This window comes from Frischella japonica (assembly GCF_014489845.1).
Taxonomy (GTDB): Bacteria; Pseudomonadota; Gammaproteobacteria; order Enterobacterales; family Orbaceae; genus Frischella; species Frischella japonica.
On record NZ_JABURY010000016.1, the window covers coordinates 21,813 to 35,117 of the forward strand.

At 33.2% G+C, this 13,305-nt stretch carries 13 protein-coding genes; 12 read left to right on the forward strand and 1 reads right to left on the reverse strand.

Translation table 11 applies throughout. From position 1 onward, the window contains the following. The first annotated feature begins 1 nt into the window (after window position 1). The 3 genes from rsmA (at window position 2) to sppA (ending at window position 3,677) form a co-directional block, all read left to right on the forward strand. Window positions 2-811: a 16S rRNA (adenine(1518)-N(6)/adenine(1519)-N(6))-dimethyltransferase RsmA gene (gene rsmA / locus FcAc13_RS07100; protein WP_187755520.1), complete on the forward strand. Its 810-nt coding sequence runs from the start codon at window positions 2-4 to the stop codon at window positions 809-811. Window positions 812-814: 3 nt separating this feature from the next. Continuing rightward, the gene (gene apaH / locus FcAc13_RS07105) at window positions 815-1,639 is read left to right on the forward strand and encodes a bis(5'-nucleosyl)-tetraphosphatase (symmetrical) ApaH (RefSeq protein ID WP_187755521.1); all 825 of its coding nucleotides are present in this window, start codon (window positions 815-817) and stop codon (window positions 1,637-1,639) included. Window positions 1,640-1,844: 205 nt separating this feature from the next. Next, window positions 1,845-3,677, forward strand: a complete 1,833-nt coding sequence (gene sppA / locus FcAc13_RS07110) for a signal peptide peptidase SppA (RefSeq protein ID WP_187755522.1) — start codon at window positions 1,845-1,847, stop codon at window positions 3,675-3,677. A 504-nt stretch (window positions 3,678-4,181) separates the two neighbouring features. Here the strand turns inward: sppA and fabB are convergent. Next, a complete protein-coding gene (fabB, locus tag FcAc13_RS07115; protein WP_187755523.1) occupies window positions 4,182-5,393 on the reverse strand; it encodes a beta-ketoacyl-ACP synthase I in 1,212 nt (403 codons plus the stop codon). Between the two features lie 361 nt (window positions 5,394-5,754). On the opposite strand from fabB, the gene rsfS reads away from it, so the two are divergent. The 9 genes from rsfS (at window position 5,755) to FcAc13_RS07160 (ending at window position 13,292) form a co-directional block, all read left to right on the forward strand. Next, complete coding sequence (rsfS, locus tag FcAc13_RS07120; protein WP_187755754.1) at window positions 5,755-6,075, forward strand: ribosome silencing factor; 321 nt, start codon at window positions 5,755-5,757, stop codon at window positions 6,073-6,075. 3 nt (window positions 6,076-6,078) lie between these two features. After that, complete coding sequence (rlmH, locus tag FcAc13_RS07125) at window positions 6,079-6,549, forward strand: 23S rRNA (pseudouridine(1915)-N(3))-methyltransferase RlmH (protein ID WP_187755524.1); 471 nt, start codon at window positions 6,079-6,081, stop codon at window positions 6,547-6,549. A 10-nt stretch (window positions 6,550-6,559) separates the two neighbouring features. Next, window positions 6,560-7,018 carry an rRNA maturation RNase YbeY gene (gene ybeY, locus FcAc13_RS07130; RefSeq protein ID WP_187755525.1) on the forward strand — a complete coding sequence of 153 codons (459 nt, stop codon included), beginning with the start codon at window positions 6,560-6,562 and terminating at the stop codon, window positions 7,016-7,018. A 250-nt stretch (window positions 7,019-7,268) separates the two neighbouring features. Beyond that, the gene (gene corC / locus FcAc13_RS07135) at window positions 7,269-8,135 is read left to right on the forward strand and encodes a CNNM family magnesium/cobalt transport protein CorC (protein ID WP_187755526.1); all 867 of its coding nucleotides are present in this window, start codon (window positions 7,269-7,271) and stop codon (window positions 8,133-8,135) included. Then, the gene (gene lnt / locus FcAc13_RS07140; RefSeq protein WP_187755527.1) at window positions 8,136-9,701 is read left to right on the forward strand and encodes an apolipoprotein N-acyltransferase; all 1,566 of its coding nucleotides are present in this window, start codon (window positions 8,136-8,138) and stop codon (window positions 9,699-9,701) included. Between the two features lie 438 nt (window positions 9,702-10,139). Beyond that, complete coding sequence (locus FcAc13_RS07145; protein ID WP_187755528.1) at window positions 10,140-11,060, forward strand: glutamate/aspartate ABC transporter substrate-binding protein; 921 nt, start codon at window positions 10,140-10,142, stop codon at window positions 11,058-11,060. Window positions 11,061-11,134: 74 nt separating this feature from the next. Further along, complete coding sequence (locus tag FcAc13_RS07150; RefSeq protein WP_187755529.1) at window positions 11,135-11,869, forward strand: amino acid ABC transporter permease; 735 nt, start codon at window positions 11,135-11,137, stop codon at window positions 11,867-11,869. A gap of 2 nt (window positions 11,870-11,871) precedes the next feature. Beyond that, window positions 11,872-12,564, forward strand: a complete 693-nt coding sequence (locus FcAc13_RS07155; protein ID WP_187755530.1) for an ABC transporter permease subunit — start codon at window positions 11,872-11,874, stop codon at window positions 12,562-12,564. A gap of 2 nt (window positions 12,565-12,566) precedes the next feature. After that, the gene (locus tag FcAc13_RS07160; RefSeq protein WP_187755531.1) at window positions 12,567-13,292 is read left to right on the forward strand and encodes an amino acid ABC transporter ATP-binding protein; all 726 of its coding nucleotides are present in this window, start codon (window positions 12,567-12,569) and stop codon (window positions 13,290-13,292) included. The last annotated feature ends 13 nt before the right edge of the window (window positions 13,293-13,305 follow it).

A 13,305-nucleotide genomic window follows, 5' to 3' on the forward strand; every position in this document is an offset into this window, starting at 1 on the left:
TATGAATAATCGTATGCATCAAGGGCATTTTGCACGGAAACGATTCGGTCAGAACTTTTTAAATGATGACAACGTTATTGAAAATATTGTAGCAGCCATTCAACCCAAAAAGGATCAAGCTCTGGTCGAAATTGGTCCTGGCCTTGCTGCACTGACTGTACCGATTAGTCAATTAGTTGACCAGTTAACAGTGGTTGAAATTGACCGTGATTTAGCAGCAAGATTACTTAATAATCCTTTTTTAAAACATAAAATCAATGTGATTCAAGAGGATGCTATGATGGTTGATTTTACCATTCTTGCAGAACAGATGAAGCAGCCATTAAGAGTTTTTGGTAATTTACCCTATAATATTTCGACACCTTTAATGTTCCATTTGTTTCAATTTACACATGCAATTTCTGATATGCATTTTATGTTACAAAAAGAAGTTGTAAATCGCTTAGTCGCAGCACCCAATTCTAAAGCCTATGGTCGGTTAAGTGTTATGGCACAATATTATTGTCAGATTATTCCTATCTTAGAGGTACCACCTTATGCATTTAAACCTGCTCCAAAAGTTGACTCTGCGGTAGTTAAATTAATACCTCATGCTGATATACCTCATAAAGTAAAGGATGTACGAATGCTATCTCGCATAACAACTGAAGCATTTAATCAACGCCGAAAAACGATTCGTAATAGTTTGGGGAATTTATTTAATTCAGAACAACTCACTGCATTAAATCTTGATTTAGATGCGCGCGCTGAGAATCTAACGTTGCAACAATATTGCCAGCTGGCTGATGCTTATAGCTTAATGAGTGAATAAATCATGGCAAACTTACTGATTGGCGATATTCATGGTTGTTACTATGAATTTATGAAAGTGCTTGAGAAAGCTAATTTTAGCCAATCTGATACAATCTGGTTAACGGGAGATCTCGTTGCCAGAGGACCTGATTCGTTAGCGGTATTACGGTTTGTAAAACAACATTGTAACCAAATACGTCTTACTTTAGGTAATCATGATATTCATCTTTTAGCCGTCTATGCGGGAATTACTAAAAATCATAAAAAAGATCACATTGAACAAATTCTAACAGCTCCGGATTGTGACGAGTTAATTAATTGGTTAAGACGCCAGCCCTTATTACAAATTGATAACCAATTGAAATTAGTTATGGCACACGCTGGCATCTCTCCGCAATGGGATTTAGACACAGCAATTAAATGTGCCAAGGATCTAAGTTCTGTGCTATCCAGCGACACATATCCTTTATTTTTAGATTCAATGTATGGTGATTTTCCTGATTCATGGCAGGACGATTTAAAAGGTTTAGATCGATTACGCTTCATAGCCAATGCTTTTACGCGTATGCGTTATTGTTATGATGATGGTCGCCTAGATTTCTATTGCAAAGATGCACCAGAAGACGCACCAAGCAAACTTAAACCTTGGTTTAAGTTACCCCGTAAAATACCCGAAAATTATAGTATTATATTTGGTCATTGGGCATCGTTAAAAGGTAAAGGTACGCCTGAAAACATCTATGGTTTGGATACTGGCTGTTGTTGGGGAGGTAAATTAACATGTTTACGTTGGGAAGATAAGCATTATTTTTTTAAACGCAATCAAGACGCTTCTGACAAAATTTAAAATAAAATTTAATACTATATATCGATATTTCATTACCTTTAATTCTTTTAGTTTTGTTAATCATATCTTTTATCGGTATCTTAATTGTTTACATTTTGTTATGTCTTAAATCTAATACATTAAGCACGAATTTAACTGCGCTGGTGTAATTTTTAAATTAATAACGCTATACTAATAACACTAAATAAAAAAGTAAGGATTGTTTATGTTTGTTTGGCACACGATTTGTACCGGGCTAAAATATATTGGGAAAACCTTAAATCTAATTAGAATTATCTTTTTAAATATTGTCTTTTTTTTCTGTTTATTTTTACTTATAGGGTTATCCAGTTCTGAGAATATCCCCCAATCAGGTGTTTTAATTCTCGATATTGAAGGCGTACTTGTTGATACAACAAATGTTGATCAAGATTTTTATGAATTAAGTAAAAAACTGAGTGGTAATAAATTTGATCCTTCTCGTGAAAATAGCTTATTTGAACTTACTAAGAAAATTGATCAAGCAACATCCGATAATGCAATAAAAGGTATCATCCTTAAATTAGATAAATTTAATGGTGGATCATTGCCTTCTCTGGAATATCTGGCAAAACATTTAAAACAATTCAAAGCAGCCGGAAAACCTATTTATGCTTATGGTAGCAAGTTTAATCAAAAACAATACTATTTAGCCAGTCTTGCCGATAAAATTTATTTAAGTAATATTGGAAGTGTAGAAATTTTTGGTTTTGCCGCTAACAACTTCTATTTCAAATCATTATTAGATAATTTAAAAGTCAACACTTATGTGTATAGAGTGGGAACCTATAAATCTGCTGTAGAACCCTATATTAGAGATGATATGTCTGAAGAGGCTAAGCTAAATACTCGTCGTTGGTTAATGCCAATGTGGAAAAACTATTTATCTGATATTTCTCAACAACGTGACATACCTAATGATATGTTAGCACCAGATTCTGATACATTTTTAGAACGCTTAAAAATGGTCTCAGGTAATTTGGCTGAATATGCTCTTGAAAATAAAATTATTGATTCAATTAAAACAAATAGTGAATTCGAACAAGAGATGAAGGCGTTTTTTAATACAAATGATTCAGTCAGCATTTATGATTATCAGCTTCAAACAAATGAACAGCAAATCATTGATGGACAATCTACGATGAATCACAAGCCTGAAATAGCTATTGTTTTTGTTAATGGTACAATTGTTAAGGGTGACAGCACTAATGATACAGCTGGAAGTGAAACTATTGCTCAACAGATAAAAAAATTGACCAATAATAGCAATATTCGCGCGGTGGTTTTGCGCATTAATAGTCCTGGTGGTAGTGTTGATGGTTCTGAGGAAATTCGCAGTGAATTAGCAGCATTGAGAGAGAAAGATATACCTGTTGTTGTGTCAATGGGGGGATTAGCTGCATCTGGTGGTTACTGGATAGCGACAGAATCAGATTATATTTATGCAAGTTCAAATACCATTACAGGCTCAATCGGAATTTTTGGAATTTTACCAAATTTTGAAAATAGCCTCTCTTCGATCGGTGTTCACACTGACGGTGTCGCTACCTCACCATTAGCGAGTTTATCGGTAACTAAAGCGCCATCAGAGCAATTCAATCAGCTCATGCAAATGACCATTAATAATGGCTATGACATGTTTATATCGCTTGTGTCACAATCACGAAATATGAATTATGAAGCTGTCGATAAAATTGCTCAAGGGCAAGTCTGGTTAGGTGAACAAGCTAAAGAAAATGGTCTAGTCGATGAAATTGGTGATATTGACAATGCTGTACTTAAAGCAGCAACTTTAGCCGGTATCACTGATTATACAATTTATTGGCAAAAACAAGATATTAACTATTTTAATGCAATGTTAAACAATTATTCAGCCATATTACCAAAATCGCTTACGCAAATTTTATATAATGAACTACCAATGGTCAAAGAGGTTAAGCAGCGCATGACATTATTGGAAAATTTAAATGACCCACAAAATCGGTATATTTATTGTTTAAATTGTGCTGAAGTTAATTAATAAAAACAGGGCAATGCCCTGTTTTCTCTTTAATTGATTGTATAAACTATCCGACTCAATACTAACTGTCATTCATAATATATTTCAAATATTGTAATTAAATACCGCTCTATACTCATGATATAAATTCAGTTTAAAACCAACAGAGAGTTAACCTAAAACAGGATTATTTTTTTAAGATTAAGTTAGCAATCAAACAGATTAAATTTTATAGGACAATCGCTAATCCTTTAGTTAATTTACTAAATTCGTATATGACTATTAAAATTGTTGTGATGTAAATAAATGGAAAAAGACTTAAGCCCATTTTGTTTATAAACATATCGTCAGCTTTATATCTTTTTTACACACTTTTTAATTACAATTGAAATCTTCGATTTCTGTGTAATTTTATTATATATGGAATTATCAGTAATTAGCGTAAAAATAAGTAGGTAATAACATTTTGATGAGATAAAAAAATAGCACTAATTTAGTGCTATCTAGATTTACATAATTAGAATGTTATTTACTAAATTTCTTCAATACGATAGCAGCATTAGTACCACCAAAGCCAAAACTATTAGACATAACTGTCGTTAATTCTTTTTCTGTTGGTTGAGTTATAACATTCATATCTTTTGCTGCTTCATCTAATTCATCGACATTAATACTTGGCGCAATAAAATTATTTTGTAGCATCAATAAACTATAAATAACCTCTTGAGCACCTGTAGCACTTAATGAATGACCAGTCATTGACTTTGTTGAAGAGATTGCAGGAACATTATCGCCAAAAACTTGTTTAATTGCCCATAACTCTTTAACATCGCCGACTGGGGTGGATGTACCATGAGTATTAATGTAATCAATTGGCGAATCAACATTTTCAATAGCAAGTTGCATACAACGTACAGCCCCTTCACCAGATGGTGATACCATATCATAACCGTCAGATGTTGCGCCATAACCGACTATTTCACCATAAATATGCGCTCCACGTGCTAAAGCATGTTCAAGTTCTTCAACGACGACCATTCCAGCGCCACCAGCAATAACAAAACCATCACGATTAGCGTCATAAGCGCGTGATGCTTTCTCTGGAGTATCATTATATTTTGTCGATAATGCACCCATAGCATCAAACTCACAAGACATTTCCCAACAAAGTTCTTCACCACCACCAGCAAAGACAATATCTTGTTTACCTAACTGAATAAGCTCAGCTGCATGACCTATACAGTGAACAGAAGTTGCACACGCTGAAGTCATTGAATAGCTCACGCCTTTAATTTTAAATGGTGTTGCTAAGCAAGCAGAAATCGCAGAAGACATGGATTTAGTTACTGCATAAGGACCAACCCCACGTAGGCCTTTTTCTTTCATTCCTGCAACAACCGAATATTGTGTTTTCGTTGAACCACCATAACCCGCAATAAGACCAGTACGCGGGTTAGATATCATTTCAGGTGTAAGTTTAGCATCATCTATTGCTTGTTGTAATGCTAAATAGCCATAAATTGAAGCATCATTCATAAAACGTACGATTTTACGATCGATTAAACCAGTTGTATCTAATTTGATATTACCACAAACATGACTACGCATACCGCTGTCTTTCATTTCTTGAGAAAAAGTAATCCCACTCTTTCCTTGTTTTAAGGATTCCAATACTTCTTTAGTATTATTACCAATGCTTGATAAAATTCCTAAACCTGTTATTACGACTCTTTTCATTTATTACTTTGCTCCCAAAGAAATATCTTTCATGTAAAAAAATTTCGCTAATTATAGCTTACAGTTGTAAGCTGAACAATAAGATTTGTAAATTATTTATCAGGTAGTTTTTTTATGATATTATTTAATATAATTAGTAATATAGTGTATATTTTTCTGTATTTTTTACTGAAAAATTAGTGAACAGGTGTTAGCTGATTAATAACAAAGCATAAAATATTAACCGCTTTTTTACTTTATTATTGATAATTTTTTTTGAAATTTAATATTTAATAACATTGTTAGGATTGATTTACAGTTTTTGTTGACCAAAAAATAATATGTTAAAATACACTAAAATGAAAAAAACATTTAGAGGAATATTTTGCAACAGTCACTTCAAGATTTTATCATCGACAAAATCGATGACTTAAAAGGAAAAGATATCGTTATATTAGATGTTAAAGGTAAATCAAGTATTACTGATTACATGATCATCTGCACAGGTACATCCAATCGGCATGTTAGCTCAATTGCCAATCATCTATTAGAAGAAGCTAAAAAACAGGATTACTTAGTATTAGGTAGTGAAGGCCAAAATGATGCCGATTGGGTGGTTGTTGACCTTGATTCCGTTATGGTTCACATTATGCAAGAAGATAGTCGTCAACTTTATGAGCTTGAAAAGTTGTGGAGCAAATAATTAGTGAAGCTTCAACTTATTGCCGTAGGTACCAAAATGCCTCAATGGGTATCAACTGCTTTCTATGATTATACATCACGTTTTCCGAAAGATATGCCTTTTGAATTGATCGAAGTCCCTGCCGGAAAGCGAACTAAACATGCTGATATATCAAGAATTTTGGACAAAGAAGGCGAGCAGATGTTAGCAAGTTGCGGTAAAGGTAATCGTATCGTGACATTGGATATTCCAGGCAAACCATTATCTACAGAAAATTTAGCTTGTGAGCTGGATAAATGGAAATTAGATGGTCGCGATGTAAGCTTGTTAATCGGCGGACCAGAAGGATTATCGCCTGCTTGTAAAATGGCCGCGCATCAAAGTTGGTCATTATCACCGCTTACCCTTCCTCACCCCCTTGTTAGAGTTATTGTTGCGGAAAGCTTATACCGAGCCTGGAGCATTACAACAAATCACCCTTATCATAGAGAATAAACATTTAATCATGGATCAGATCATTCTAGATTTACAAATAGTTACTACCGATACGAATACCATACCTAGCGAACAAAAAATTCAACAATGGTTAACAGTGATATTACCCCAATTTGTACCACAAGCTGAATTAACAATTCGTGTGGTTGATGAACAAGAGAGCCAATATTTAAATAACCTCTATCGTCATAAAGACAAACCAACAAATGTATTATCATTTCCTTTTGAATCTCCAATTGAAATGGAAACGCCGCTTTTAGGTGATCTCATTATCTGCAAAGGGATAGTTGAACAAGAAGCTAAAGATCAACATAAATCACTTGAATCACATTGGGCACATATGATTGTCCATGGTTGCCTTCATTTATTAGGTTATGATCATATCGAAGAAGCTGAAGCTCAAGAAATGGAAAATATTGAAATTGAAATTATGACAGAACTAGGATTCACAAATCCTTATGAATCTTAATCAATTTATAATTTTTACTAAAATTAAATTTAAAAAATGGGTACATTCAAAACTTTTTAACAAATTCACCAGGATATATTTTATAAATAAGCGTTTTGTTGCAGTTAATTGATGATATTGTTATCATTTCCCTTTCATCCACACGATTAAAATAGTAAAAAGTATTTTAAAATTGGTCGGAAATCGGGATACATTATGTATAAAATAAAATCTATTATAGTTAATAATCTTTTGGAAGGAATGCGATAAAATGGTCGATGACAATCACCAACGATCAAAGAAAAAATTTTCTTTATGGCTACATCAATTGTTTAGTTCAGAACCACAAAACCGTGATGAACTCATTACTTTAATTCGGGAAGCGCAAGAAAATCAACTAATTGACCCTGATACCTTTGATATGATTGAAGGTGTAATGGATATTGCAGATCAACGTGTTAGAGATATTATGATCCCCAGAACACAGATTGTTCCTCTGAAATTAAATTATTCCTTACAGGAATGTTTAGATGTTATTTTTGAATATGGTCACTCACGTTATCCGGTAATTAGTGAAGATCGCGATCACATTGAAGGTATTTTATTAGCTAAAGATTTATTAATTTTTATGCAACAAGGTAGTGATACTTTTGATCTAAAAAAAGTTTTGCGTCCTGCTGTGATAGTGCCAGAAGGTAAACGCGTTGATCACATGTTAAAAGAATTTAGAATGCAACGTTATCATATGGCTATAGCCATCGATGAATTTGGTGGTGTATCAGGATTAGTTACTATTGAAGATGTTTTAGAATTAATCGTTGGCGATATTGAAGATGAATATGATGAAGTAGAAGATCGTAATATTCGTAAACTAGCACCTTCAGTTTATACAGTCAAAGCCTTAACGGCAATTGAAGATTTTAATGATATCTTTTCAACCCATTTCAGTGATGAAGATGTAGATACGGTTGGTGGATTAGTTATGCAACAGTTTGGTCGATTACCCGTTAAAGGAGAAATGGTTAGCATTGAAGATTATCAATTTAAAGTCGCCTTAGCTGATAAACGTCGGATTATTCAGTTGCATGTTACTTTACCTGACCATGCCCCTGAACCTGATTTAGAAAAACAAAATTAAATGTTTAAGCAAGTTTTGATACAGCAATTAATGGCTACCATTCTTGGTGGTATAGCAGTATTTAGTTATGCGCCATTTCACTTTTCATTACTTGCTTTAATATCTTTTAGTGGGTTATTGCTGTTAATTGCTGACAAATCAGCAAAACAGGCAGCCATTATTGGTTTAAGTTGGGGATTGGGCTATTTCAGTTCTGGAATACACTGGGTTTATATTAGCATTAAGCAGTATGGGGAATTACCAACAATTGTTGCGATAACCATTCTAGTGTTATTGATAGTTTATTTATCGCTCTATCCATTATTATTTGCCACTTTAGTAAGGTTAAGCAATAAATTAGCGCCAGCTTACTCAGTTAAACAATTAGTACTGCTTTCTCCCTTACTTTGGCAATTTACCGAATATCTTCGTGGTACTATTCTCACTGGCTTTTCATGGTTAGAATTTGGTTATAGCCAACTTGATTCACCGCTAAAAGGCTTATTTCCAATAATTGGTATCGACGGTGTTAATCTAATATTTAGTATCCTTTGTGGTTTACTAGCTTATCTAATATGTCATTTAATTTATCTTATCCGTTATAAACAATGGCGCATTTCAAAAACGCACTTTTTTAATGCGTTAATTGCACTATTAATATTTTATTTTGCACCAATATTGACCAATTGTGCCGAATGGACGCATCAAGATAATTCGCGTCAAGTTAATGTTTCATTAGTTCAAGGCAATATTACTCAATCATTAAAGTGGAATGCTAATCAGCTTGAAAATACCTTACATACTTACTATTCTTTAACCAAAAATTTGTTAGAACAAAGTGATATAATAATTTGGCCTGAAGCTGCGATTACTGATCTAGAAACTAATCAACAGTTCTATTTACGTCAGCTTGATCAATTAGCTCGTGCTAATCAGAGTGCTATCGCTGTAGGAATTATTGATCTGCGTCATAATTCAGATGATTATGATATTTTTAATACATTAATTGTATTAGGGGATGAAAATCCATATCACTATCCTACCGAAAACCGTTATAATAAACATCATTTGGTTCCTTTCGGTGAATATATTCCCTTACAATTATTACTCGAGCCGATAGCTAATTTACTGCAGATTCCTATGTCATCAATGTCATTTGGTGAAAGAATTCAAAAACCATTAGTTATGAAAGGATTCAAATTTACAACTGTGATATGCTATGAAGCAATATTATCAGACTTAGTATTAGCAAACTTTAGCAATGATACCGATTTTTTATTAACTGTATCTAATGACGCTTGGTTTGGTGAAAGTATTGGACCATGGCAACACCTTCAAATGGTGCAAGCTAGAGCTTTAGAATTTGGTAGAACGATGATTCGTAGTACTAATAATGGTATTACCGCTATAATTGATCCTTCAGGGAAAATTTTACAACAAGCACCACAATTTAAAACAACTACCCTATCTATGCAATTATCTCCGAATACGGGTCTAACCCCTTATGCTAAATGGGGGCATTTCCCACTTTTCATTATGATGATTATACTCTCGCTACTACTTATACCTAAAACCAGATATAATTAATTATCAATATGGCACATTTCTTGCTTAAATATAATTGGTAAGAACTAAACAAATGATTTGAATTGCATCTAAAATGACTAATAAAAAAATGCATATTTTTCTTATTAAACACCAATGGCAATTCCCAAAAAAAATTGTACTTTAGTCGATATAAAATTATTTGTAATTAATTAAATAGATAGTGGTTTAAAAACGACAATTTGTATCATTTAAGTTCAAAAATTCGTTAATAAATTAATAAAATGAGTTAATAAACGGTCATTTAATTTATTAAAAGTTTCTAAAATTCAAAATGTTATACTTTGTAAGCATTTATATAAAGCATAAATATGCAAAAAAATTACTTTTATAAGCAAAAATCAGTTATAATACGCGGCTGTTGTAAAAATATCTTAGATATTGAATACAATATAAACCTTAGAAAAAGAGGAAATTGATATGACCAAATTTAAAAAGTCTAAGACTAAACTGGCGAAATTAATGTTATCTTTGGGTGTGCTTGGTTTAATTCATACCAATGCGTACGCTGAAGAATTAACTGGCACACTGGCGAAAATTAAAGATAGCGGTGTAATTGTTGTCGGTCATCGTGAATCGTCAATTCCTTTTTCTTATTATGATAATAATCAAAATGTAATTGGTTATTCACAAGATTATTCAAATTTGATTGTAGAAGCAGTAAAAAAAGAACTTGATATGCCTAATTTAAAAGTGAAGTATTTACCTGTCACTTCTAAAACACGGATTCAGTTATTAAACAATTATACCTACGATTTTGAATGTGGCTCAACGACTAATAATCTTGAGCGCCAAAAAGTGGTTGATTTTTCTAACTCGATTTTTATTGTTGGTACTCGTTTTTTAGTTAAGGCGGATAGCAATATTAATAACATCGAGGATCTTAAAGGTAAAAATGTAACAACAACAGCAGGTACAACATCTGAAATTCGTTTAAATCAGATTAATAATCGTGATAATTTAAAAATTCGAATTATTACACCTAAAGATCATGGTGATACATTCAATGCCCTTGAAACAGGGCGCGCAGCCGCATTTCTTATGGACGATGCGCTGCTTGCTGGAGAACGTTCAAGAGCAGTTAACCCAGCAGAATGGAAAATAGTTGGCGAACCTTTATCTTATGAATCTTATGGCTGCATGCTTAGAAAAGGTGATACTCAATTTAAACAATTAATTGACAAAACCATTGCCAATGCACAATTATCAGGCAAGGCGTTAGAATCTTATAATCGCTGGTTCACTCAACCTGTTCCACCAAATGGTGCAAACATGAACCTCGAAATTTCACCGAAAATGATTGAGCTTTTTGCCAACCCGAACGATAAAGCATTAGATTAATTGCTTTTAAATTTTAATCAAAGTACTGAATGTTATCATCATTCAGTACAAACCTAATGAATAATACATAAATTATGGATTTTAATTGGACTTTATTTTTTGAACCAACACCTTATGGTGATGGAATTTATCTAAACTGGTTATGGAACGGTGCTGTTGTTACCCTTTCATTAGCCATTACATCGTGGGTTATTGCTTTTGTTTTAGGTTCAATTATTGGGATTATGCGCACTTTTAAAAACAAATGGTTAAATACATTTGCAGTTGCGTATATTGAACTTTTTCGCAATATCCCTTTATTGGCACAAATGTTTATTTGGTATATGTTAATGCCAGAAATGTTAAGTGGAGCTTTGAAAACGTGGTTTATTCAAGATTTGGATCCAAATGTCCATAGCTTTATTTTAGCCGCTATTGCTTTAGGTCTATTTACTTCAGCCCGTATTGCGGAGCAGGTTAGAACAGGAATTCAAACCCTTCCTGTTGGACAAAAATACGCTGCCACAGCTTTAGGATTATCCAAATTACAAATGTATCGATATATCCTATTACCAAATGCCTATCGTAAAATTGTACCGACCTTAACTTCGGAAATGACGAATATTATTAAGAATTCGTCTGTTGCATCAACGATTGGTTTGATTGATCTTATTGGACAAATTGATCGTATTAATGAATCAACTAACAGTATAGTTGAAATATTATGTGGTGTAACACTAACTTTTATGCTTATAAATTATTCAGTAATAACTATTATGCGACTTGTAGAAAAGAAAACCCGTTTACCTAATATGATGAGTGGAGGTTAAAGATGCAATTATTAGAATGGATTGCGAATATTCCAACACTTATTAATCATCATAATGAATTACTTTTAATGGGTTTATGGTTGACGGTAAAAATTACATTTACGGCGGTTGTTGTTGGTATTATATGGGGCACCGTATTAGCATTAATGCGTTTATCGAATATTAAACTACTAAATATTTTCGCTCGTGGTTATGTTAATTTATTTCGTTCAATACCTTTATTATTAGTATTATTATGGTTTTATTTAGCTCTACCGCAAGCAATTAAATATTTATTCCAATTGCCACCTTACGCTGATGTAAGAATCGCATCTGCGATGATAGCATTTGCGTTATTTGAAGCAGCTTATTATTCTGAAATCATTAGAGCAGGGATTAATGCTGTTAGTAAGGGGCAATATCATGCTGCCTTTGCACTAGGAATGACTAAAGGTCAAACGATGCGACTTATTATTTTGCCACAAGCATTTAGAGCGATGATTCCTTTGCTATTGACTCAAGGTATTATCTTATTCCAAGATACCTCTTTGGTTTATGTTATGAGTTTAATCGACTTGTTTGGTGCAAGTGTAACGCAAATTGGTATGGCTCAAGGTGGGACAGCAAAATATTCGATGATTATTTTTGCAGCTATTAGTTATTTTGTTATTTGTTTTAGCGCATCGCGTTTAGTGAATTATTTGAAGAAGGACTAAAAATGATTACCTTAAAAAATATATCCAAATGGTATGGTCGATTTCAAGTTTTAAAAGATTGTACAACACAAGTTGAAAAAGGTGAGGTTGTCGTTGTTTGTGGTCCATCTGGTTCTGGTAAATCAACGCTAATCAAAACTGTTAATGGGTTAGAGCCGGTTCAAAAAGGAAAGATTTTTATTGGTGATACCGAGATCACTAGTAATTCTACTAATTTAGCTCGCTTACGTTCAAGAGTCGGGATGGTATTTCAACACTTTGAATTATTCCCACATTTAACTATTTTAAAAAATCTCACTTTAGCACAAATTAAGGTGCTTGGTCGTTCTGATGATGAAGCTAAAGAGAAAGCATTATCATTACTTGAACGTGTAGGTTTATCTGCTCATGCTAATAAGCTACCTGGTCAACTTTCTGGTGGTCAACAACAGCGTGTAGCTATTGCCCGTGCACTTTGTATGGATCCAGTAGTTATGTTATTTGATGAACCAACTTCAGCCCTTGATCCTGAAATGGTTAATGAAGTATTAGATGTTATGGTTGAATTAGCTTATGAAGGGATGACAATGATGGTTGTTACTCATGAAATGGGCTTTGCTCGAAAAGTTGCTAATCGCGTAATATTTATGGATAAAGGAGAAATCATTGAAGATACTTCTAAAGAACAATTCTTTAGTGATCCGCAAACAGATCGAGCAAAGGATTTCTTAGCTAAAATCATTCATTAATATTTTTATCTTA

Coding starts and splice junctions, on each gene's coding strand:
- rsmA (WP_187755520.1), top strand. CDS start 2: ATGAATAATCGTATGCATCAAGGGCATTTTGCACGGAAACGATTCGGT.
- apaH (WP_187755521.1), top strand. CDS start 815: ATGGCAAACTTACTGATTGGCGATATTCATGGTTGTTACTATGAATTT.
- sppA (WP_187755522.1), top strand. CDS start 1,845: ATGTTTGTTTGGCACACGATTTGTACCGGGCTAAAATATATTGGGAAA.
- fabB (WP_187755523.1), bottom strand. CDS start 5,393: ATGAAAAGAGTCGTAATAACAGGTTTAGGAATTTTATCAAGCATTGGT.
- ybeY (WP_187755525.1), top strand. CDS start 6,560: ATGGATCAGATCATTCTAGATTTACAAATAGTTACTACCGATACGAAT.
- corC (WP_187755526.1), top strand. CDS start 7,269: ATGGTCGATGACAATCACCAACGATCAAAGAAAAAATTTTCTTTATGG.
- lnt (WP_187755527.1), top strand. CDS start 8,136: ATGTTTAAGCAAGTTTTGATACAGCAATTAATGGCTACCATTCTTGGT.
- FcAc13_RS07145 (WP_187755528.1), top strand. CDS start 10,140: ATGACCAAATTTAAAAAGTCTAAGACTAAACTGGCGAAATTAATGTTA.
- FcAc13_RS07150 (WP_187755529.1), top strand. CDS start 11,135: ATGGATTTTAATTGGACTTTATTTTTTGAACCAACACCTTATGGTGAT.
- FcAc13_RS07155 (WP_187755530.1), top strand. CDS start 11,872: ATGCAATTATTAGAATGGATTGCGAATATTCCAACACTTATTAATCAT.
- FcAc13_RS07160 (WP_187755531.1), top strand. CDS start 12,567: ATGATTACCTTAAAAAATATATCCAAATGGTATGGTCGATTTCAAGTT.